Genomic DNA, 20,791 nt, shown 5'->3' on the forward strand with positions numbered 1-20,791 from the left:
GAGGCAGGATTGCAGCCTGCGCGCTTCGTGGAGGTGGATGCTCTGAGCTTGATGGTTGAGCTTGCTCATCACGGCGAAGGGTTCAGTGTGCTTCCGATGACCGCCGTCCGACAAGAGCTGATAAGCGGCTACGTGGCGGCGCTAGCTATCGAAAGACCGGCACTGAGTTGGAGTGTTTCTCTCTGCAAGAACGATCTCCGACCACTTAGCCCTGCGAGCGAAGTACTGTTCACTCAGCTCAAAAAAGAAGTTGCGGACCTGGTTCGGACGGGACATTGGGACGCCAGACTCGCTGCCGGGCTGACCTGAGTCGCACCTAGCCAGACATACAGCCCCTGACCTGAGCCCCTGACCTCCTCCGGTCATGGCTGGAGCCCGGGGTTGGTGTGGTCCGCACCCCTTCTTTAGAGCACAGGAAGCTGGAGTTTTCGAGCCTTGTGGTCCGCTCCCCTGCTTTGGAGCACCGGAAGCTAGAGTTTTCGCGCCTTGTCACGGTGGCGGGCTGGCTGCGCCACCGGGATTGTGCAGGGAGATTGGCAGCTTATGGGCGAGGGACACGGTGTGAGCCGAGCGTAGCGGGTCGTAAGGAGGCGAAAATCCGTGAGACGGCAGGACGTGCGCTCGAGGCGTCGTGGCTGCGGTCAAGAGCGCGAGAGAAGCACGCCTTCCCACGGCGACGTCTGGTGACCCTGGACAGGACATTAAGAGCCGCCCCGCTCCCCTCGCCTTCCGACGTATCGCGTCGGTGTTGGTTCCTTATCGGCGTGCAGGATGCTGCAGTCAGGCCGTTGCTCCAGGAGCCGGATGCCTGCCGTGCCATCGGCGACTTGCCCGCCTGTCGCAAGGTATCACCACGACGATGCCGTCAGCATGTGCGCGGACGATCGTGACACGCACGATCTCGCGACCATCCTGATCGCACGCCCGCGGGTTGCGAGCCCATTACGGGATGCGGCCTGCATGCCGGGGTGTCGGCGCGCCCGTCCCGCCCTCAATCAACCTGAGCCTGCGTATGCCAGGGGCAGGTCGGGCATTGGCTGGACCGGACCGCAGTCGGCGAACTTGGCGCGACCGCGGTCGCTCGTACCCTGGGCGTGATCGTACAGAGACGGATCGCGGGCTGGGCAGTCAGCCAATAGAGCTGCCAGCAGTCGAAGCAGCGACCGCTCAGGACCGTACTGCGTCACCATTCCAGCGAGCCTATAGCCTCCCTTCCGCCCTCAGATCTAGCAGCAGAGGCGGACGACACCGCAGGGATATGCGGCAAGCGTCTCGGGCGCGGGCACGCGGAGGCAGGCTCACGACGCCATGTCCCTCCTTTTTACCTCCGGCTCGCTCCAACGTACGAACCCGCGCGAGACGAGCGCAGCCGTGCCGACCAAGCAGAGCACAGATGTGGGATGCTTCATCTCTGAAATCGGAATGCTCGGCTTCCGATCCAGCCCACCTGAAAAAAGGAGAACGCCCGCCAACCGGTTGTACCTTCATCGGCTTTCAGCTTGTCGGCGCAAGGTCTCTCGAGCGGGTCGCTCCAAGCCGGCGTCGAACGATTCTGATGAAGTCGTCCACGTCTCTATTCGTGTTAAACAATCCGAATGAGACCCGGATGCCGTCGCGCTCCGGCGAGACACGGACCTGCTCCTCGGCAAGGTACTCCGCCCATCCGTCACCCGGGAGATCGAGCACGTAGATGTGGGGCGAGCGCAACGCGCGATCTCGCGGACCCACGAGGCTGATCCCGGCCTCGTCCAGATGGTCGATCAAATGGTCGCCGAGGTCGTAGAGATGAGCCTCAATGTTAGGGATCCCGACGCGTTCCAGGAGGTCGAGCGACGCCGACAGCGCATGAATGTCTGGCAGGTTGAAGTTCCCGATCTCGAAGCGGCTGGCATCATCCCGTAGAGCCATGTTCTCGGGGCGAGCGATATAATCGACCGGCGGCTTGGCGAGACTAGACATTGCCATATAGGCCGGACGAAGCTCCTGGTGGCCAGACTGGCAGTAAAGGATCCCGAGCCCCTGGGGGACGAGCAGGCCCTTGTGGCACCCGGAGCCGACGATCGTCGCCCCGAGTTGACTTGGATCCAGCGGGATGACCCCCGTCGACTGCATCGCATCAATAATAAGGTAGATGCCCGCTTCCGCGCAGAACGCGCCGACGGACGCGACATCGAAGCGATGCCCGGAATGGAAGGTCACGTGCGACAGCGAGATCGCTCGCGTGTTACGATCGATGTGGTGCGCAAAGGTAGAGGCGTCGACGGCTCCTTCCCGGAGCTGGACGAAGCGGACCTCCACGCCCCGCCGTTGCAGGTTCAGAAAGGCATATGCGTTGTTCGGGTGGTCACCCTCGACAAGCAGAACGTTGTCGCCCGGCGCGAACGGGATCGCGTTGGCGGCGATGTTCATGGCCTCAGACGTGTTCTTGACGAACGCAATCTCGGACGGCGAGGCGCTAAAGAGCGCAGCAACCCGCTCGCGGATAATATCGACGCGGCGCAGCCACACGGGCTTCGGCCCGGCCAGCTCGTTGCCTTCCTCGTAGAACCGGATCAGCGCCTGCTTGATGCTCGTCGCGAGCGGCGTTTGATGGGCGGAGTCCAGGTAGAGCATGCGGTCCACTACCGGGAACTCCCGGCGGACCGCCGCGACGTCGTAATGCCTGGACATGGATTGCTCCTGGTCTTCTGAGGTTGGAGCCGGCGAGCAGCTCCATTTGACCTCACGTGGCGAGGGTCGCTTCGATCTGAGATGCGGTTTCCAGAAGATCGGGGATGAACTTCCCGACCTCCTCGTAGCGGCATAGGGCGGCGGGCAGCGACACGCCGAGCCCGGCGACGAATTCGCCCTTGGTGTTCCGCAGCGGGACTGCGCAACCAACGACGCCCGGGGTGAATTCCTCGTCGGTCGCGGCCCATCCCCGGGCGCGCACCTGGGCGATGTCGTCGGCCAATCGGGCCGCAGTCACGATGGTCTTCGGCGTGAACGCCTTGAAGTCGATCGCTGCCACGACCTGCTGGAACTCGGCCTGCGGGAGCCCTGCCAGGTAAACCTTGCCTATCGAGGTACAGTAGATCGGGGCACGTCCGCCGGGTTCGAAGAGAAGCCCGGACCGGCGCGCACTGCGGGCCGAGTCGACGTAGCAGACTTCGCCGCCCGAGATCGTCCCGACGTGGCAATGCTCCTGCAGCTTCGATGCCAGCGCGACCAGGAGCGCATGGGTCTCGTCGGCCACGAAGGCGGCGCTCAGGATGCGAGTTCCGAGCGCGACCAGCCGGGCGCCGGGCAGGAGCTTCTTCGAGCCGAGCGCGCGCTTGAGAAGCGACCGGGCTTCGAGTTGCAGGATGATCCGATGCACGGTCGCGGGCGGTAGGCCGGTCGCCTCGGCGACGATGCTGGCAGCTACCGGACCACGCTGATCAAGCACGAATTCAAGGACAGCGAGGGCCCGGTCGAGCGGCTGATCGCCCGCCCGATCCAGCGCTTCGGCAACTGCACGATGTTTCGGCACGGATCCTCTCGGCACTGCCGGAAAAGTAGCTTGACCAAATGGGTTGTATCCTGAAAACTGATAAACGCAATTCCATATTTCGGAAAAAGGGGGATCTGATGAGAGCGCTCCGCGATCTGCTGAAAAGATGGTACCCGGCAGCAATCATTGCCGCGGGTGCCATGGCCGTGGGCGCTCTTGCCGGAACGAATTCGGCGCAGGCCCAGGGGTCCCGGCTCGAGGAGGTGATGCAGCGCGGCAAGCTCATCGTGTCGACGTTTGGGACGTCGCCGCCTCTATGCTTCACGGACGAGAAGGGGCAGCTGGTCGGTTTTGACATCGACATCGCCCGATTGATCGCGAAGAGCATGTTCGGCGATCCTAGCAAGATCGACTTCGTTACCGTCACGAGCGAGGGGCGCTGGCCGAGCGTCCTTTCGGGACGTGCGGACTTCGGGATCGCTTCGACGACGGTCTACCCGGATCGGGCCATGAGGGTCGCATTCACCCGGCCATACATGGATTCCGGCATATCGCTGCTGGTCCGCAAGGATGCGGGCGTCACCTCAATCGCCGACTTGAACAACGCGAAGTTCACGCTCGCCAACCTGAGCAATCCTCAGATGGTGGACCGTCAGAAGCGATTTCTTCCCAACACCAAGACCCTGACCTTCGACACTCCCAGCGCCATGTTTCTGGCGGTAAAGACGGGCCAGGCGCACGCCATGCAGTTCGATAGCCCTGTGGTCGACTGGTACGGGAAGGAGAACGCCCAGGATCTGATCGTACTGCCCGAGATGCTCGGCAACGTGCAGAACAACGCGATCTTCCTGAAGCCCGGCGACTTCGCGTGGTGGCTGTTTCTCGACACCGTGGTCCAGGAACTGACCGCCGGCTCGCGCTACAACGAGTATGTCGAGGTCTACCAGAAGTGGTTCGGCCGCAATCCGCCGCCGCAGCGCTTTTACGGCGCGGCTGCCGCCGCGAAGTAAGCTTTCTCATCGGGCGAGCGGAACAATCCGTCGATGAACTTCGACTTCGGGTTCGTTGTGCGCAACCTGCCCCTCTTCCTGGAGGGACTGGTGGTGACGGTCCAGCTCAGCGCACTGGCATTCGCCCTCTCGCTCCTGTGGGGCCTCATCGTAGTCGGGCTGCGCCGTTCCAGCTCGTCTCCGATCCGTAATCTCGCGGCCGGGTACATCCAGCTCGTCCGCAACACCCCCGTCCTCGTGCAGATGTACTTCATCTTCTTCGGCTCGGGGATGGCCGGGTTTCCACTTAGCGGTTTCGCCGCCGGCCTCCTCGCGCTGACGCTGCAAAACGGCGGCTACGTCGCGGAGATTTACCGCGCGGGGATCGAGTCGGTCACCCGGCGCCAGACTGAGGCGGGTCTAGCGCTCGGCATGCTCCGCCGCCAAGCCTTTTTCATCGTCATCCTGCCGCAGGCGCTTCGGCGCGTGGTCGCCCCGATCTCCAACCAGGGAGTCGCGATCATCAAGGATACCGCACTTGTGTCGACGATTTCGGTTGCCGAGATGACGCACGCCGGCCGGCTCCTCGCGGACCGCACAGCTGCGGTCTATGAAGTCTTCTTCACGCTTGCCCTCCTCTACTTACTCCTCGTCTCGCTCTTCAGCGGCACCATGCGGCTGATCGAGCGCCGCGTGCGCGTTCTGGCCTGAGCCCGGCGATGTTCGACGTTGTCCTCCGCAGCTGGCCGCTTCTCCTCTCGGCAACGGGCGAGACGGTTCTTCTCTCGTTCGCGAGCGGCCTTCTGGCGACCATCCTTGGACTGGTTCTTGCGCTGGGCCAGCTCTTCGCCGTTGCTCCGCTCCGCTACCTCGTCGAGGTCTGGCTCTATGTGATGCGGGGCGTGCCGCTTCTCGTCCTGCTCTTCGCGATGTACTTCGCGCTTCCCTATACGGGGATCGATCTGTCGCCGCGGGTCGGCGGCATTCTCGTCCTCTCCGCGTATTTCTCTGCTTTCATGGCGGAGATCTTCCGCAGCGCAGTCCTGGCCGTGCCGAAGGGGCAATGGGACGCCGCCCGCGGCATCGGCTTCCACGGCTGGCGGCTCATGCGTGAGGTGATCGCGCCGCAAGCAATGCGCCTCGCGGCCGCCTCGTACATCAACACCATGATCATGCTCGTGAAGGGCACCTCGCTCGTGTCAATCATTGGGCTGTGGGAGCTGACCCTGGCGGGACGGCAGATCGTCGAGCGAACGCTTGCTTCCTTCCAGGTCTTCGGCGCGGTTGCCCTGATCTACTTCCTCCTCTGCTACGGGCTGTCCTTGGGCGGACGGTATCTCGAAAAGCGGTTCAGCTATGTCCATTGAGAGCACGCGCCCAGCGATCGAGCTTCGGGGCGTCTCCAAACGCTTCGGCAGCGTCCAGGTGCTGAACCGGGTCGATCTCGATGTACATCGCGGGAAGGCAGTCGTGCTCATCGGCCCGAGCGGTTCGGGCAAGACGACCCTCCTGCGCTGCATGAACTTCCTGGAGCAGTTCGAGGAGGGCGAGATCCGGATCGACGGCGAGCCCCTCGGCTATTCCGATGACGGCAGGAGGCGCCGGAGGCCCGAGCGCGAGATCGCACGCCAGCGCGCCGCGCTCGGCATGGTGTTCCAGAGCTTCAACCTATTTCCGCACATGACTGTGCTCGCGAACGTTACGGTCGGGCCGGTCCGCATCAAGGGCCTGCCGCGATCCGAAGCCGAGGAGATCGCACGCGGGCTGCTCGACAGGGTCGGCCTTGCTCATAAGCTCGATGCCTATCCAGGCCAGCTCTCCGGCGGGCAGCAGCAGCGCGTAGCCATAGCGCGCGCGCTCGCCATGCAGCCCAAGGCGATGCTGTTCGACGAAGTTACCTCCGCTCTCGATCCGGAGCTCGTCGGCGAGGTGCTCGCCGTCATGCGGCAACTTGCCGAGAGCGGCATGACGATGGTCATCGTCACCCACGAGATGGCGTTCGCACGGGACGCCGCGGACGAGGTCGTTTTCATGTCGGGCGGCAGCATCGTCGAGGCAGGGCCGCCGGATCAGGTGTTCCGCGCCCCGCAGACCGAGCGGCTGCAGGCGTTTCTCCGTCACTTCCGTGAGGGTTACCGACTATGACGCCGGCCCAGGCTTTCCTGGTCCCGGCGATAGCTCGTCGTTCGATTTCAACCCGTTCCGATCAGCCGCTTTCCGAGAACCCAGATGTCTCCTGACCTTCTCGAACTCGCCTCTCGAACCTCGGCCGGCGCGGGTCCCGCGAACTTCAACGGACCGCTGCGTGGCCTCAAGGTCATCGACGCTGGAACGATGATCGCGGGGCCGCTCGCGGCGACGCATCTCGCCGATTTCGGAGCCAACGTCACGAAGATCGAGCTTCCAGGTGTCGGGGACTCGATGCGTCACTGGGCGCCGATCAAGGACGATCGATCCTTGTGGTGGAAGGTCATCGGGCGAAACAAGCGCCTTGTCACGCTCACTCTGTCCAAGCCCCGCGGCCAGGAGTTGTTCAAGCAGCTCATTCGTGACGCCGATATCGTCATCGAGAATTACCGTCCCGGCACGTTCGAGCGATGGGGACTGGGTTACGACGTGCTTTCTCGCATCAATCCGCGTCTCGTCTTCGTCCGGGTGTCCGGCTTCGGCCAGACGGGCCCCTACGCTAAGCGCGGAGGGTATGGGACGATCGCGGAGGCGTTCAGCGGCATTCCGTCCTTCACGGGCTTTCCCGATCGTCCGCCGACGCTTCCGGGCTTCCCGATGGCCGATTCGGTCGCCGCGACTTTCTCGGCGATGGCCGCCATGTTTGCCGTCTACAACCGCGACCAGGGCGGATCGGGCCGCGGCCAGGAAATCGACGTCAGCCTCTACGAGCCTCTGTTCAGGCTGGCGGAGGCCCAGGTTATCGGCTTCGACCAGCTTGCGATCGTGAAGGAGCGGCAGGGCAATCGGCTTGCGGAGGATTCCCCGCGCAACACCTACCGTACCCGGGACGGGCGCTGGGTTGGAATCTCGGCCTCGTCCCAGAAGACCTTCGAGCGCCTTGCGCGCGCCATGGAGAAGCCGGAGCTGATCAGCGATCCGCGCTTCCGCGACAACGCTTCGCGCTGCACCTATGCCGATCCGCTCGATGCAGAGATCTCGGGCTGGTTCGCGGATCGCGATTTCGCCGAGATCGCCGAGATCTTCGAGCGCGCCGATGTGGTGGCCGGCCCGGTTCTCGACATCAAGGATATCTTCTCCGACCCCCATTATGCAGCGCGCGAGAACATCGTCCCCGTCCCCGACGAGGATTTCGGCGAGGTGCGGATGCAGAACGTAGCGCCCCGCTTTCTTGGCACGCCCGGCGAGGTGCGCCACTCGGGCCGCGCGCTCGGAGCGGACAATCGGGAGATCTTCATAGGCGAGCTCGGTTTGAACGAGGCCGAATTCTCCTCCCTGAAAGCCGAGGGTGTCATCTGATGCGGGAGAACCCTTTTGATGGCGTCTTCATCGCGGGGGCGGGTCAGACCGTCTACGAGAAGCGCTCCTCTAAGAAGGCGACCCGGCTGCTTTTCGAGGCGAGCGACGCGGCGCTCCGCTCCGCCGGCCTTGGCTGGCAGGAGGTCGACGGCCTCGCGGTGACCTGTTTCAACCTACCGCCCGACAATGCGACGACGCTCGCCGAGCATTTCGGCATCGAGGCGCGGTTTCTCTTCCATGGAGTCTATGGCGGCGCGTCCGGCATCATTGGGATGATGCACGCCGCCCGAGCTATCCGGAACGGCGATGCGGACGTGGTGCTCTGCGTCGCAGCCGACGCCTACGACGTGACCTCGCACAACGAAACCCTCGACCGCTTCAACGGCTCGGTCCAGAACTACATGTCGCCGCACGGCTTTGGTGGCGCGAACGGCATGTTCGCCCTCCAGACCCGGCTTTACATGGAGCGGCACGGGGCGGAACGCGAGGATTTCGGGCGCTTCTGCGTAGCGCTCCGACAGAACGCGCGCAAAAACCCGAACGCGCTTCTCCGGTCAGAGATGACGCTCGAGGACTATCTCAACGCGCGGCCGATCGCAGATCCCCTTCGGCTGTACGACTGCGTTCTGCCCTGCGTGGGCGGAGATTGCGTGGTCCTCGTCAGCGAGCGGATTGCGAGCCGGCTGAAGGTTCCTCTCGTTCGGATCCGCTCCGGCGGCGAGCTCCACAATTACCCGGCCGGCGCTCCCTACTCGTTGACGGCTGGATGGTCCGGCTTCTCCGGGCGCATGTACGAGCGGGCGGGCCTTGGGCCCGAGGACATGGAATTCGCCCAGCTCTACGACGACTACCCGGTCATGTGCTTCATCCAACTCGAAGGTCTCCGGATCGCCGAGCCAGGCCGAGCCTTCGCCTTTGTGCGCGATACAGACATCACCACAGACGGCTCTTTCCCGATCAACACCGGTGGTGGCCAGCTGTCGGCCGGACAGGCGGGCGCAAGCGGGGGCATGATCGGCGTCTACGAGGGCGTGATGCAGCTTCGGGGCGAGGCCGGAGAACGCCAGATCGACTGCCGCCGCGGCCTAGTAAGCGGCTACGGGATGATCGCCTATGGCCGCGGCCTGTCCGCGAGCGCAGCCATCCTCGAGCGTGTGGAATAGGACCGCAACATGGTTACGAAGCCTCTGCCGCGCATCGACGCCGTGAATGCGCCCTTTTTTGCCGCGTGCAACCAAGGCAAAGTGCTCATGCAGCGTTGTGCGGCACCCGAGTGTCGGCACTTCATCTACTATCCTCGCGTCTGCTGCCCCGTCTGCCATAGCGGCGACCTAGACTGGGTTGAGGTCTCCGGACGCGGTCGCATCAAGACCTTCACGGTCGTGCACCGCCCCCACCACGACGGCTTCATGGCGGAGACTCCCTACATCTTCGCAGCGGTGGAGATTGAGGAAGGGCCGGTGCTCTACGGCCGCATCGAGGGAGACCCGTCCCGCCCGCCGAAGATCGGCGACGCCGTCGGACCGGTTTTCGTCCAACATACACCCGAGCAGAAGCTGCTCGCCTTCCGGGCGGAAGCCGCCCGATGAAGCGCGAACCGGCAGAGAGATCCCTCCGCCCCACGTGGCTGGAGATCGATCCCGGAGCGTTCCGCCACAACGTCCAGCGCCTGCGGGAGGCAGTTGGCAGGCAGGTTGTGATCTATGCCTGCCTGAAACGTAACGCGTATGGCTGCGGCGCTGGCCCGATCGCCCGGGCCGCGATCGCGGGCGGCGCCGACGGGCTAGCGGTCGGCAACATCGATGACGCGGTCAGCGTCCGTCGCGCGGGCGTCACCGCGCCCGTGATGCTCTATCCGACCTGCCTGCCGGAGGTCGCCGCTGCCGTGTCCGATCTCGATCTGACACCTACCGTTTCGACCCCGGAAGAGGCCGAATCCTGGGCCGCGGCGTTTGGAAAGCGGCGATCGATCTTCGCCAAGTTCGATGTCGGCCTGATGCGGGGCGGGGCCCAACCCTCGGAGTTGGGCGCTCTCCTGGCAGCGATCGTCGACAGCCCGAACCTGACATTGGCCGGCATCTACACGCATTTTCACACCTATGGCGGTCCGGAGGGAGCAGGGTATCTCGAATGGCAGGTCGCGCGCCTGCGCGAGGCCGCGGCCGCAGCAAAGTCATCCGGAGCCGAGATCCCCTTCGTCATGGGGTCGAACAGCGCGCTCGTCATGCAACGGCCTGATCTCGATCTCTCGGGCGTCGATCCAGGGCGGCTGTTGTTCGGCGTCACCCCCGCTGGGCCACTCGAGCGCCAACTGGATCTGCGGCCGGCGCTCGCGGCGTTCCGATCCCGCATCCTCATCGCGAAGACGATCACGGCCGTGCCCGAGGACCAGCGGCTTTCACCCTTTCCGGCGCAGGTCGGCACCCGGATCGGTGTCCTGCCCGTCGGGTGGGGCGACGGCCTGCCGCGCCGCTTTCGAGACGGAGCACGGGCGCTGGTGCAGGGCCGCCCCGTTCCGATCCTCAACCCTGTCCATCTCGAACATCTGCGGCTGGATCTCACCGGTGTCCCTGAGGCCGGGCCAGGAGACGAGGTCACGCTGATCGGCCGCCAAGGCGCGCAGACGATCACACTTGAGGAGGTCGAGGCCACATGGGGACTGGACGGCCTTTCGCTTCTTGCCGGCCTGCGTGATCACCTCCGGCGTGACTACGGGCATCCTGAATCGTGACCCGGTCCGCCGACATCGTCATCATCGGCGCCGGGATTGTCGGAGCGAGCATCGCCTACGCGCTCGCCCGCCAGGGTGCCGGCAGTGTGGTGTTGCTAGAAGCCGAGACGAGCTTGAACGTCCACAGCACGGGCCGCAACGCCTCCTATTTTCTGCCGATCTACGACACGGCGTGCTTCTCGGCGCTAGCGCAGGCTAGCCTCCCCTTCTTCGAGAATCCTCCTGAGGGCTTCTCCGATGCGCCTCTCCTGACCCGGCGCGGAGCCGTTGTCGCGGCACTCGAGAAGGACGCGGATGCGCTCACCGCAGAGGTTGATTCCGCGCGATCATCTGGAATCGAGGTGCAATCCCTTTCTCCTACCGATGTGGCAGCGCTGGTGCCCATCCTCCGGACGGACTGGTTCGCAGTCGCTGCGCATTACCCCGGTGCAGGCCCGCTGGATGTCCACGCCTTGTCCATGGGGTATTTGGCGGGCGCGCGCCGTGCGGGAGTCGAGTTGCGGCTAGGCGAACGCTGCGAGGCAATCGAGATCTCTGGCGGCAGAGCCGCCGGCGTCAAAACGAACGCGCACCGCTATGTCTGCGGAACCGTCGTCAACGCCGCGGGCGCCTGGGCGTCCGAGGTCGCGGCCCTTTGCGGAGCACGCACGATCGCCTTCGAGCCGAGGCGGCGGCACATTGCGGCCATTCCACTGCCCGCCACCATCGTCCCGTACGAGTGGCCGTTCTTCCGCTGCCCATCGTGGCCCTTCTACATGAAGCCCGAGGCCGGGCAGCTGCTTGCAAGCCTCATGGATGCCGAACCAGACCGTCCAGGAGATTGCATGAGCGACGATCTCCGGATCGCCGAGATCGTCGATGCTGTCGAGCACCTCACGACGGTCGAGGTCCGGCGTGTCACCCGCGGCTGGGCAGGCCACCGAACATTCTCGCCGGACGACGCCCCGGTCATCGGCCCAGATCCGCTGGTCAACGGCTTCTTCTGGGCGGCGGGGCTGGGGGGAGCGGGAGTCATGTCCTCCCCCGCCGTCGGCGAGCTGGTGGCTACAGCCATCACTGGCTCCCGGCAGCACCCGCTACAGGAGCAAGTAGACCCCGCGCGTTGAAAAGAAATACGCCGCTTCGGCGAAATCTGAAGTGGAGCTCTGGTACCAGCCGTCACTTCTCAGGCCGCGAGCTCGCAAGCAGCCGTTCCGCTCCGGCCAACTTCAGTCCTGGTAACCGGCGTGCATTTTCCGAAGAGCGCAAACTCTGACTTCACTGAAGCTTGGCATCAGCTCTTAGGCACTCGTATGAGTTCTTGGAGCAGCTGCACCGGATCAAAGCCAATCGCCTCGGCAAGGTCGAGCAATTCGACAACGTCAAGCCGTCGTTGACCGCTTTCCAGGTTCGAGACGAATGGTTGGTGCCGCCCGAGCGCCTTCGCGACCTCAGCCTGATTGAACCCAGCCTGTTCCCGGTACTGAATCAGGAGCTCTGCCAGGCGCTTCTGCCGGGCTGAGCTGAGGGATCGAGGCATGCCGGGCCGCTTTGGCGAGAACCGGCAGGCGAAGTAGAAGGCGAGCGCCTTTATCCAAAAAGCAGATATTCCGCTGGACTGCGCCGGCCAGCAGAGCGACAGCTCGGGCGGGCGTCTTTGCCCTGGTCGGAGACGGGATAATGAATGCCGGCACAGGTGTCTTCGTGCTGCGCGATGAGGCGACGCTCGTCGCCATGCAGGCGGCGAGCTTTGCGACCGAGGACGACTTTCAGCGCCTGCTCGCGTCATTCCCGGAGCTACTAGCCGGTGACCAGATCGATGCTGCAGCGCCACGCAGGTTTCTGCTCATTGCCCGCGAGCAAGGGATACCGGCCGAAGAGGGAGCGGGGGACCGCTGGTCGCTCGATCATCTCTTCCTGGATCAGGACGGTGTCCCGACACTTGTGGAAGTCAAGCGAGGCACCGACACCCGCATTCGGCGGGAGGTTATCGGACAGATGCTGGACTACGCGGCAAACTCTGTCCTGCACTGGCCCGTCGAAGCGATTCGGGCGCAGCTGTCCTCACGCTGCCAAGCCGAAAAGCGAGACCCAGAGAGCGCCTTGGCCGAACTGATCGGTCAGGACAGCGATCCGGAAGGCTTCTGGGCCCAAGTGCGCACGAACCTGCAAGCCGGGCGCGTCCGCCTCCTGTTCGTGGCCGACCGTATTCCGCCGGAGCTGCGGCGCGTGGTCGAGTTCCTGAACCGACAGATGGATCCTGCTGAGGTCCTCGCCATCGAACTTAGGCAGTACGAAGGCCAGGGACTGAGGACCCTCGTGCCAATCGTGCTTGGGCAGACGCAGGATGCGGCGCAAAAGAAGGGAGGCGGAGCAAGCGGCCCTAAGCAGAGCCGGGCCTGGGACGAAGCCTCCATCATGTCCGAGATTGCGGCCCGCTCAAGTTCAGCTGTCGTCGAAGCCGCGAGCGCGATCGCCAGCTGGACAAGAGCGCGGTCTGATCGGGTCGCGTTCAATGCCAACCCGAGCTGGGGCTCGATGGGGGCGGTGTTCCGCAAGGAGGCGGCTGAGATTACGGCGCTCCGACTGCACTCGGACGCGTCGGTCGTGGTCTATTTCGAGTATATGCTCGGCAAGCCAGTGTTCGACGCCCTCCCTCGCCGACAAGCGCTGCTCGACCGCCTGAACGCCGTACCCGGGATCAGGCTGCCACCCGACGCCGTCTCGAAGCGCAAGACTATCCCGCTCGCGCCGTTCACGCCTGCTTCGACGGCCGCGTTCCTGGCGGTCATGGATTGGTTCGTCGACGAGTTGCGCCACCCCAAGCCGGACGCTTCGGCCGAGCCCGAAGCGTGAGAGCCGCCCTCCCCTGCCTGGCGGTCATCCTGGCCCTCGCAGCGGCCCCAGCAGCCCAGGCTGGCAGCTCCGAATGCGGACTCATCCGCAACCCCGACATCCGCCGCGCCTGCTACGCCCAAGCCGAGCGCCGGCCCAGCGACTGCGGGCTCATTCGCGACAGCGACGAGCGAAGGCTGTGCCGGGTCAGGGCCGAGAAACGCTGAAACCCTCGGCCTATTGCGGCCTGGTCCGACATTGCCTATCGCCGGAAGCTAAGCGGCTTGTCGCCTTGCCGGTCGAGAGCGGCCTCGCGAGGTCCGGATCGCATCGACGGCCATCGCTGCAGCTGCCTCGCGGGCGCGTCGCTGCGTCAGCTCGGCAAAGGTCTCGCCTGTCTCCTCGAGACGAGCTTCCTGCCCCGTTGCAGCATTGTAACGCTGAATGATCACGTCAACATAGCGCGGATCGAGCTCGGTGCCATAGCAGGTCCGCCGACACTCTTCAGCCGCAATGACGCTTGAGCCGGATCCGAGGAATGGGTCGAGAATGATCTCGTCGGGATTGGTGAGATCCAACATTGCCGCCTTCAGCATCGCCACAGGCTTAACGGTTGGGTGCTGCTTCAGGCCAGCTCGGGCGTCCGAGCCCATCGCGGATGCGCCCGGGTAGCGCCAGACGTTCGAGCGCGAACGCCCGTTCTGGCCGAGCTTGATGTTGTTCACATGCCGCTCCGTACCCTTCTTGAACAGCGGGAGAACCTCGTGCTGCGATCGGTACAGGCCACCCATCCCCGCGTTCGACTTGACCCAGACCACGAGGCTCAGCTGCGCGAGCCCGGCCGACAGCGCGCCCATCAGCACGAACGGAAGACCGTCACCGTCAATGAACGTCCCGAGGATGCCGCCATCCATGAGGTGCGGGATAGCGGTTGCCACAAAGGCTTGGTTGAAATCCAGGAACTTGTCGTCGGACATCTCTCCGCTGCCCATGACGAACTCACGATGCGCACCCCGCGTGACGTTGCCCCGGATCTTCTTGTTGTACGGTATGTCGGTCAAAACGAGCCTGGCCTGCGATCCCGCCGTGACGCGGGCGATGTCGAGCGGCTCGATGGCGCTCCCGCACAGCACTCTGTGGCGGCCGAGAAGGAAGAGATCTCCTCGCCTCGAGATCGCAGGCCGATCAGGCGGTTCGAGCGGTCCCTTCTCGACAGCCTTGGGCGATTCTTCCAGCAAGCCGTCCAGGTCGACCTCTTCGAAGCCCGTGATAGTGATGGGAGCATCTTCAACGATGAGCTCAGACACCTCCGCCTTGAGCGGCTCGAGCACCCAATCGCCTTTCTCTCCCAGACGGTTTAACGTCAGGCGCAGGATCCGCTTTTCTGTTGCGGTGTGTGCGGCAGTCAGCTCGCACGGGATCAGCGGCAGCCGGAGCGCTCGCGCGGCCAGGACGCGAATGACTCCGTCAATGACCTCGCCGTTCTGATCGATCAGCACGGGGTCGGAGAAGCCGAGAAACTCGATCGAATTCATCACCTCCTTGACGTGACTCTCCTTGACGCCCCGCACGTTGCGCTTCGGGATCGTCAGCGTGTCTGGATCCCGGTCAACCCGGGTGAGACCGACCAGGAGATCGTTCCGCTGGCGGCGGAGATGATCGCTCCGGCTCAGCTTCTCGGTTTCGGCTCTGCGTTCGACGTCCTTACTGCCCAGTGTGGCCCGTAAGCCCCGTGCAAGGTTTAAGGATCGAGAGGGAATTTTCTGCATCGTTCGCGTCCTCCAGGTGTCGCATCTGGGCGTGAGGAAGGGACCTGCTGTTTCAAGCTCGATCGAATCGACGATCCGGGCGTCCAACCGAAATCACCGCGCGATCTTCCGTGTGCGAGTTCTGCTCCGTTTGACTTTGACCGGCCGCGGCGCTGACACGACCTCCAGATCTGCGGACGCATCCCTCTCCTCGCCGGCAGCCTCCTGCTCCTCTAAAGTGAAGTCATCCGGTTCAGCTCGCGCAGCCTCGACATTCTCGTCCGGCTCACGCGGCCGGTAAGCCCAGCGGCCATCGTTTAGGCTTTCGATTGTCCGGCAGAGATTCTGGAGGCCTGGGGCGAGTGTGGCGAACACAGGGCTCGTTTCGAGCGGCCCCAAACGCCGCTCCAGCGAGGTTGTAAGCGGCTTCAGAGGCCCGTACCGATCAGTGTACGCCTGCATCAAGTCTCTCTTGACGATCGGCATCAGAACGCGCGCGTACATCTGCATGAGGAGCAGGTCTTTTTCCTTCTGGAGCTTGCTCCGTCTTGGCCGCCTTCGGCGGGGCGCAGGTAGCTTTAGGAGGCCGCGACGTTCGAGTTCATATGCTATCTTACGCAGCTCGCGCTGGGCTCCTCGTTTACCACCCATCGCTTGCTCGAATAGCTTGATGCATCCGATCGCGCTGATCGTTAATTTCTTGGTTCCTCCATCCGGTGCTTTGACCGATACAAGCGCGGTTAGTCCTGCTCGCACGACATCGAAGGCGTCGGATCTTGGCTGCTTGCCGGCCGGGTTCCCGCTTTGGCCTGGCTGGAACTGTGTCCGGCTGGGCGGGCTCCGGTAGCCGACACCGGGCTCGGCATCGGCGCGCCGCCGCGCTCCGGCGAGTGCGCGTTCGACGCGCTCCACCGCCGTGTCGGTGAGGTATATCTTCCATCCTGGCCATGTATATTCCTCGACTGAAACGCCAGGAACGCAGCTTTCGACGTGTGATCGAAAGTCTTCCTGCATGGCGTAGGCCAGCATCAAGATCACCGGCGACACCGCCTCCAGCATGGCGGCATGTTTCTCCTCTGCTACGGCAACTGGATTGTCTGCCGGGTCGGCGCCTGCCCGCTCCAGGATGCCGTCGTTTTCTAGCTTCTCCGCCAGATGCCGGAGTTCGGAGATCGCCGAGACGTCACCTTGAGCCGCTCTGGATTGCAGAGTGTGATGATACGCGTGAACGCGCGGCATCTTCCGACGTCTACCGCCGATCGTAATGGACACAGGCTCGAAGAAGGTCGCGCGAAGATGCTGCCAGTAGTCGCTGTCTTGTTGCTGCTTCGCCCGCTCGGCTGCCCCAAACATCCTTGATCTCGCGAGGTGCGCTGTTCGAGCCACGGGTGATCTCCACACTAGGCGCACCCTTATCCACGTAATCGCCTCGATTGAAAAGCAGCACCGTGACAAATCCACAGGCAAGATTGAGACAGACCATAGTCATGATTCTGTGTCAGTCGGGATCTTACCGCGAAGGTCAGTCCTGATTTTTGGTCAACTACTTTCAATGATCAGAACACATTGCTCGACTTGCTCCCATTTCCCTTCGCCTTCTGCGGATGAGCCTTTAGGCGTCCCTGCAGCTCGATAAGAATTCCCTGCATCGCACCTCCGCGATCCCTGTAAAAGCAGGGCCCATGCGGAGACCGTTTCGACCCTGACTGGCCCCACCACCACGCATTCCGCTCGAACCTGCGGTTTTTGGCGGAGCGCCAGAGACGGCGTAGTTCCAAGGACTTAGCGGGAACGCGCGCGGCTCCGACGCCCGATCTGCGTCTCTGAGCCGGACTCGAGGCCGGTTTGGCCGTCCCGTCTCCGATGCTCCGAAAAAGTGATTCCCCGAAGCACGCGAGCATCGCCGACCGGAGCGGGTCCACCTTATCGCTGATGGTCTGAGGTGCATTTCATGCAGCGAAGCGCAGCAAGGTGTAGGCCGGCTCCAGCCATGATGCAGAGCAGAATAAGCCCTAGGGAGATCTCGACGGAAGCGCCGCTCGCGATCGCGACCAGCTGACTGACTGTTCCACCGGAGACGATGCCGCCGGCGATGATGTTAAGCCAGGTTGAGGTGAGCTGTAGCTGGCGTTCGTCGCGCATCCGATCCTCCATCAAGATCGGATGAGCGTATAGGATTATATCCTTGCTGTCAATATTATCCTAGGAGATCCCAAGCCGCCTCCGCTGCTCCGACCAGGCGAGCGGCGGATCAGTAAGGTCGCGCAGCGCGATCCCATGGGGAAGGCGGCCTGCGATGGCGGCCTCGACGATGTCCGGTGCAACGCCCGCGAGCGAGATGGTGGCGTTCACCTGGCGGCGCGAGCAGCCTTCGCGGCTGGCAATGGCGTCGGGGCCATCGGCCCGGCCGCTTGCGATCTCCTCTAACCAGCGCCGCCCTCTGGCGATGGACTGCAGCAGGGTCGCGCGGGTCTCGACCCGCATCGGTCGGAGAGGGCGATCCCGGCCAGGTATCGCGATCACCTCACGGTGCCTGCGTGACGATGATCGCTGCCACGGGATCTCTAGCAAGGAGGGCTGCTCCTCTGAGGTGGCCGGCGGGAGTGTTATGCGAATCGCACTGGCTTCGATGTCGATCCGATCGACCGAGGGGATCAGATCCTGGTCGGGCATTTTGGTAGACACGTGCTGACGGAGCGCATCGAGCACGAGGCGCTCGATCTCGGGCGCGGAGACACGTCGGACCGCTCCTGCATCGGCAGGATGCCCCTCTATCAGGGGCCGGCTCACATAGTATCGGTACCTGAGGCCCCCCTTCCTGGCATGGCTCGGACTCATCAGGTTGCCGCGGTCATCGTAGAGCTTGCCGGTCAGGAGTGAGCCGGAGCGACCGCCGCTGACCGGTTCAGCGTTGCGCTGCTCAGTGAGCTTCCCCTGCACGGCCTCAAACAGCTCCTTCTCCAGGATCGCTGGATGCTCCGCCGCGTGGATGGCACCCTTGAAGACGATCTCGCCGAGGTAGAAGCGGTTGCGGAGCAGATACGCGAGCGGCCCACGGGTGAACGGGATGCCGCCCCGCACCCGAACGCCGTCCCTAATCAGGGCCTTCGTGACGATTCCGCGCTCGCGCAGGTCCGCCAGGAGCTTCCCGATCGAGCCGAGTTCGAGGTAGCGCCGGAAGATGAGCCTGACCTGCTCGGCCTCCTCTGGCACGATCGCAAGCTTCTTGTTCTCGACCCGGTAGCCGAGCGGGACATTGCCGCCGACCCAGAGCCCCCGGCGCTTGGAAGCTGCGATCTTGTCCCGGATGCGCTCACCCGTGACCTCCCGCTCGAACTGGGCGAACGAGAGCAGCACGTTCAGCGTGAGCCGCCCCATGCTGGTCGTCGTGTTGAAGGCCTGGGTGACGGACACGAACGACACCCCGTGTGCATCAAAGAGCTCGACGAGCTTGGCGAAGTCCGCGAGACTTCGCGTGAGGCGGTCAACCTTGTAGACGACCACCACATCGATGCGGCGGGCCTGGATGTCCGCGAGGAGCTGCTTGAGGGCGGGTCGGTCTAGCGACCCGCCCGAGAAGCCGCCATCGTCGTAGCGGTCGCGGATCAGCCGCCAGCCCTCGTGGGCCTGGCTTTTGATGTAGGCCTCGGCAGCCTCCCGCTGGTTGTCGAGCGAGTTGAACTCCTGGTCGAGCCCGTGCTCGGTCGAGACTCGGGTATAAATCGCGCAGCGGAGTTGGGGTCGGGCGCTCAAGCCGCCCTCCCCTGATCCTGTGATCCGGGCTTAAGTCCGAAGAAGCGCGGCCCGGACCACTTGGTCCCGGTAATGGCAAACGCGACCTCCGAGAGGCTGCGATAGGTGCCGCCGTTCCAGGCGAACCCATCCAACATCGTCATGACGTGATGCCGGATGCCGTTCCACTCCCGCACGAGCACGGTCCCGGGCTTCTCCCGCCGCTCAGGCAGAGGGACCGCATCGCCCTCCCTGATCCGATGGAGAGCTCGAACGCTCTTGCGCGAGAGGTCCCCGAAGGCCTCGGCCTGGATGCGATAGGCCAGCATCCTCAGGAGCAGCGCGGCCGAGACCTGCCTCGGCGCCGCCTTGCCCGTGGCCGCGCGCCACCGTACCCGGAGCGCGACAGCGTCGAGATCGCGAAGACTCGCGATCTCAGCTTCGACCTCCTGGACGCTGCGGCGCATCAGGCAGCGTCCTGGACGGCATCGCCGGCCGCCTTCTTACGGCCGCGCGGGGCGGGGCTGGTGCGAGCCTTAGAGGCGGAAGCGACTCCCGATCTCGTCGGCTGCGATCCGGGTTCGGCGGGACCTGCTGCCGCCTCGATCCGATATGCAACCGTTCCGTCAGGCCGCGCAGTCTTGGTGAGCGCCTGGCCGGCGCTCCTGATCCGCGACAATGCCGCCCGCGTGGTATGCGGCAGCCAGTCCGTGACAGCGATCAGCTCGTCGAGGGTCGCGCCCTCGCCGCGCCCGAGCAGGTCCAGGATGATTGCTCGTTTCGTGCCGGTCCGGACGGCGCCCGGCGAGGTCGCCCCGTCCGGAGAAGGCGCCCCCTTTTCGACGCTGGCGCTCCGCTTCTGCCGCGAGGGCCGAAGTCCGATGGCGCGGTAGCCTGCCGGCGTGAGCACGTGTGCATCATCCTCCGGGCGAACGAGCCCATCTCGCTCGAAGCGGCCCAGGAGCCGCTGCCGTGTCGCCGGCTTCGTCGTCCCAGGAATCACAACCATGCCGCCTTGTCCGGCAGCTTCGACCAACAGGGTCGTCTCAGTCTTGGTCAGGGTGATCGTCATCTGTCGCTCCGAACGCCGGGAGCAGCCCCGGCACCAGGCCGACCCCGCAATCGGCCACACAGGCCGGCGGGGCGAGGCGCAGAGCACGCAGAATCTAGTCAGGAGGAAGCCGCACTGCCCGCCTCGCAAGGCGCACGGCTCAGCACGCAGTTCGCGCCACGCAGCGTCCGGGTTTGATGAACAGGCACGTCCAGATCCATGGCCATCCGGACCATCTTACGGCCCCAACCGCAGAGTACGCCATGGTCGCCTTGGACCTCGCGGCCGCACCCACCACCGCGATGCTAATCGTCATGCGCGTGTCTCCCGTCACCCCCGACGGACAGCACACATGCTCCGTTCCCGGCCGTAGTCCAGCGAAACCAACAGACCTCAGCGACAAGGCCGAAGCGGGCGATTGTTGAGCCCCTGAAAGCGCCCGCAACGGGCAAAACTGACCCCAAGCCGACGCTCGGCAGGTCTGCTTCCGGGCCGTTCAGCTGGAATGCGGCCGAACCAGCGTTTCTGACCCAATGGCACGTTGGGAGTGTCCGCTCTAGGGCGGGCTCACTGGCAGCTTCGCCAACCAGCCGACCTGATCCTAAGCTTACCCTCGGCGCGTCCGGTTCCGGCATCTCTAGCGACGGAGGGGCAGGCAGCCGGAGTACGAAACACCGCGTTCCAGGGTCTCTGGACGCAGCAATCGAGGACAGTCGCTTTCGGCTCTCGAGTTACCGTCCGCAAGAAACGTATCTCGGTTTGCGCGCT

Annotated in this window: 20 protein-coding genes; 11 read left to right on the forward strand and 9 right to left on the reverse strand. The window is 64.2% G+C overall.

Annotation, left to right across the window (positions count from 1 at the left end; all coding sequences use genetic code 11):
- Window positions 1–309 (forward strand): LysR substrate-binding domain-containing protein (locus tag ACO2SS_RS25400; protein WP_423280651.1); only part of this gene is annotated, 309 nt, incomplete at its 5' end.
- 1,185 nt (window positions 310–1,494) lie between these two features.
- On the opposite strand, the gene ACO2SS_RS25405 is transcribed toward ACO2SS_RS25400, so the two are convergent.
- Together ACO2SS_RS25405 and ACO2SS_RS25410 are read right to left on the reverse strand one after the other, a co-directional pair.
- Window positions 1,495–2,670, reverse strand: a complete 1,176-nt coding sequence (locus ACO2SS_RS25405; protein WP_423280652.1) for an aminotransferase class V-fold PLP-dependent enzyme — start codon at window positions 2,668–2,670, stop codon at window positions 1,495–1,497.
- Window positions 2,671–2,722: 52 nt separating this feature from the next.
- Window positions 2,723–3,511, reverse strand: a complete 789-nt coding sequence (locus tag ACO2SS_RS25410; RefSeq protein ID WP_423280653.1) for an IclR family transcriptional regulator — start codon at window positions 3,509–3,511, stop codon at window positions 2,723–2,725.
- A gap of 38 nt (window positions 3,512–3,549) precedes the next feature.
- On the opposite strand from ACO2SS_RS25410, the gene ACO2SS_RS25415 reads away from it, so the two are divergent.
- The 9 genes from ACO2SS_RS25415 to ACO2SS_RS25455 all read left to right on the forward strand — a co-directional run bounded on the left by ACO2SS_RS25415 (window position 3,550) and on the right by ACO2SS_RS25455 (window position 11,784).
- Window positions 3,550–4,482 carry a transporter substrate-binding domain-containing protein gene (locus tag ACO2SS_RS25415; protein ID WP_423280654.1) on the forward strand — a complete coding sequence of 311 codons (933 nt, stop codon included), beginning with the start codon at window positions 3,550–3,552 and terminating at the stop codon, window positions 4,480–4,482.
- Between the two features lie 33 nt (window positions 4,483–4,515).
- The gene (locus tag ACO2SS_RS25420; RefSeq protein WP_423280655.1) at window positions 4,516–5,172 is read left to right on the forward strand and encodes an amino acid ABC transporter permease; all 657 of its coding nucleotides are present in this window, start codon (window positions 4,516–4,518) and stop codon (window positions 5,170–5,172) included.
- An 8-nt stretch (window positions 5,173–5,180) separates the two neighbouring features.
- On the forward strand, window positions 5,181–5,828 hold the full coding sequence (locus ACO2SS_RS25425) for an amino acid ABC transporter permease (protein WP_423280656.1): 648 nt from the start codon (window positions 5,181–5,183) through the stop codon (window positions 5,826–5,828).
- The gene (locus ACO2SS_RS25430) at window positions 5,818–6,606 is read left to right on the forward strand and encodes an amino acid ABC transporter ATP-binding protein (protein ID WP_423280657.1); all 789 of its coding nucleotides are present in this window, start codon (window positions 5,818–5,820) and stop codon (window positions 6,604–6,606) included. Before ACO2SS_RS25425 ends, ACO2SS_RS25430 begins: the two co-directional genes overlap by 11 nt.
- A gap of 84 nt (window positions 6,607–6,690) precedes the next feature.
- Window positions 6,691–7,947 (forward strand): CaiB/BaiF CoA transferase family protein, encoded by a 1,257-nt coding sequence (locus ACO2SS_RS25435; RefSeq protein ID WP_423280658.1) that lies wholly within the window; start codon window positions 6,691–6,693, stop codon window positions 7,945–7,947.
- Window positions 7,947–9,110, forward strand: coding sequence for a thiolase family protein (locus ACO2SS_RS25440; RefSeq protein WP_423280659.1), 1,164 nt, complete (start codon window positions 7,947–7,949; stop codon window positions 9,108–9,110). Before ACO2SS_RS25435 ends, ACO2SS_RS25440 begins: the two co-directional genes overlap by 1 nt.
- 9 nt (window positions 9,111–9,119) lie before the next feature.
- Entirely contained in the window at window positions 9,120–9,536 is a 417-nt protein-coding gene (locus tag ACO2SS_RS25445; protein ID WP_423280660.1) for a Zn-ribbon domain-containing OB-fold protein, read from the forward strand.
- A complete protein-coding gene (alr, locus tag ACO2SS_RS25450) occupies window positions 9,533–10,678 on the forward strand; it encodes an alanine racemase (protein WP_423280661.1) in 1,146 nt (381 codons plus the stop codon). Before ACO2SS_RS25445 ends, alr begins: the two co-directional genes overlap by 4 nt.
- Window positions 10,675–11,784, forward strand: a complete 1,110-nt coding sequence (locus tag ACO2SS_RS25455) for an NAD(P)/FAD-dependent oxidoreductase (protein WP_423280662.1) — start codon at window positions 10,675–10,677, stop codon at window positions 11,782–11,784. Before alr ends, ACO2SS_RS25455 begins: the two co-directional genes overlap by 4 nt.
- Before the next feature lie 167 nt (window positions 11,785–11,951).
- On the opposite strand, the gene ACO2SS_RS25460 is transcribed toward ACO2SS_RS25455, so the two are convergent.
- Window positions 11,952–12,446 (reverse strand): helix-turn-helix domain-containing protein, encoded by a 495-nt coding sequence (locus ACO2SS_RS25460; protein ID WP_423280663.1) that lies wholly within the window; start codon window positions 12,444–12,446, stop codon window positions 11,952–11,954.
- Here ACO2SS_RS25460 and ACO2SS_RS25465 point away from each other — a divergent pair.
- Window positions 12,338–13,513: a hypothetical protein gene (locus tag ACO2SS_RS25465; RefSeq protein ID WP_423280715.1), complete on the forward strand. Its 1,176-nt coding sequence runs from the start codon at window positions 12,338–12,340 to the stop codon at window positions 13,511–13,513. The genes ACO2SS_RS25460 and ACO2SS_RS25465 overlap by 109 nt on opposite strands.
- Window positions 13,514–13,767: 254 nt before the next feature.
- Here ACO2SS_RS25465 and ACO2SS_RS25470 read toward each other — a convergent pair whose 3' ends face one another.
- From ACO2SS_RS25470 to ACO2SS_RS25495, 6 genes are all read right to left on the reverse strand, one after another.
- Complete coding sequence (locus tag ACO2SS_RS25470; RefSeq protein WP_423280664.1) at window positions 13,768–15,348, reverse strand: DNA modification methylase; 1,581 nt, start codon at window positions 15,346–15,348, stop codon at window positions 13,768–13,770.
- Between the two features lie 6 nt (window positions 15,349–15,354).
- Window positions 15,355–16,593 carry a DUF5681 domain-containing protein gene (locus ACO2SS_RS25475; RefSeq protein ID WP_423280665.1) on the reverse strand — a complete coding sequence of 413 codons (1,239 nt, stop codon included), beginning with the start codon at window positions 16,591–16,593 and terminating at the stop codon, window positions 15,355–15,357.
- A gap of 570 nt (window positions 16,594–17,163) precedes the next feature.
- Window positions 17,164–17,382, reverse strand: coding sequence for a hypothetical protein (locus ACO2SS_RS25480; protein ID WP_423280666.1), 219 nt, complete (start codon window positions 17,380–17,382; stop codon window positions 17,164–17,166).
- A gap of 60 nt (window positions 17,383–17,442) precedes the next feature.
- A complete protein-coding gene (locus ACO2SS_RS25485) occupies window positions 17,443–18,993 on the reverse strand; it encodes a recombinase family protein (protein ID WP_423280667.1) in 1,551 nt (516 codons plus the stop codon).
- Window positions 18,990–19,439 carry a DUF2924 domain-containing protein gene (locus ACO2SS_RS25490; protein ID WP_423280668.1) on the reverse strand — a complete coding sequence of 150 codons (450 nt, stop codon included), beginning with the start codon at window positions 19,437–19,439 and terminating at the stop codon, window positions 18,990–18,992. The genes ACO2SS_RS25485 and ACO2SS_RS25490 overlap by 4 nt, the downstream gene beginning before the upstream one ends.
- On the reverse strand, window positions 19,439–20,044 hold the full coding sequence (locus ACO2SS_RS25495) for a DUF3489 domain-containing protein (RefSeq protein ID WP_423280669.1): 606 nt from the start codon (window positions 20,042–20,044) through the stop codon (window positions 19,439–19,441). Before ACO2SS_RS25495 ends, ACO2SS_RS25490 begins: the two co-directional genes overlap by 1 nt.
- Window positions 20,045–20,791: the final 747 nt, after the last annotated feature.

It is taken from the genome of Enterovirga sp. CN4-39, from assembly GCF_049446235.1.
In the GTDB taxonomy this organism is placed as follows: Bacteria; Pseudomonadota; Alphaproteobacteria; order Rhizobiales; family Beijerinckiaceae; genus Enterovirga.

What these genes read in the sequence shown, in the direction of transcription:
- ACO2SS_RS25405 (WP_423280652.1), bottom strand. Translation starts at nt 2,670, where the DNA reads ATGTCCAGGCATTACGACGTCGCGGCGGTCCGCCGGGAGTTCCCGGTA.
- ACO2SS_RS25415 (WP_423280654.1), top strand. Translation starts at nt 3,550, where the DNA reads ATGGGTTGTATCCTGAAAACTGATAAACGCAATTCCATATTTCGGAAA.
- ACO2SS_RS25420 (WP_423280655.1), top strand. Translation starts at nt 4,516, where the DNA reads ATGAACTTCGACTTCGGGTTCGTTGTGCGCAACCTGCCCCTCTTCCTG.
- ACO2SS_RS25425 (WP_423280656.1), top strand. Translation starts at nt 5,181, where the DNA reads ATGTTCGACGTTGTCCTCCGCAGCTGGCCGCTTCTCCTCTCGGCAACG.
- ACO2SS_RS25430 (WP_423280657.1), top strand. Translation starts at nt 5,818, where the DNA reads ATGTCCATTGAGAGCACGCGCCCAGCGATCGAGCTTCGGGGCGTCTCC.
- ACO2SS_RS25435 (WP_423280658.1), top strand. Translation starts at nt 6,691, where the DNA reads ATGTCTCCTGACCTTCTCGAACTCGCCTCTCGAACCTCGGCCGGCGCG.
- ACO2SS_RS25440 (WP_423280659.1), top strand. Translation starts at nt 7,947, where the DNA reads ATGCGGGAGAACCCTTTTGATGGCGTCTTCATCGCGGGGGCGGGTCAG.
- ACO2SS_RS25445 (WP_423280660.1), top strand. Translation starts at nt 9,120, where the DNA reads ATGGTTACGAAGCCTCTGCCGCGCATCGACGCCGTGAATGCGCCCTTT.
- alr (WP_423280661.1), top strand. Translation starts at nt 9,533, where the DNA reads ATGAAGCGCGAACCGGCAGAGAGATCCCTCCGCCCCACGTGGCTGGAG.
- ACO2SS_RS25465 (WP_423280715.1), top strand. Translation starts at nt 12,338, where the DNA reads ATGAATGCCGGCACAGGTGTCTTCGTGCTGCGCGATGAGGCGACGCTC.
- ACO2SS_RS25460 (WP_423280663.1), bottom strand. Translation starts at nt 12,446, where the DNA reads ATGACGCGAGCAGGCGCTGAAAGTCGTCCTCGGTCGCAAAGCTCGCCG.
- ACO2SS_RS25475 (WP_423280665.1), bottom strand. Translation starts at nt 16,593, where the DNA reads ATGTTTGGGGCAGCCGAGCGGGCGAAGCAGCAACAAGACAGCGACTAC.
- ACO2SS_RS25480 (WP_423280666.1), bottom strand. Translation starts at nt 17,382, where the DNA reads ATGCGCGACGAACGCCAGCTACAGCTCACCTCAACCTGGCTTAACATC.
- ACO2SS_RS25490 (WP_423280668.1), bottom strand. Translation starts at nt 19,439, where the DNA reads ATGCGCCGCAGCGTCCAGGAGGTCGAAGCTGAGATCGCGAGTCTTCGC.
- ACO2SS_RS25495 (WP_423280669.1), bottom strand. Translation starts at nt 20,044, where the DNA reads ATGACGATCACCCTGACCAAGACTGAGACGACCCTGTTGGTCGAAGCT.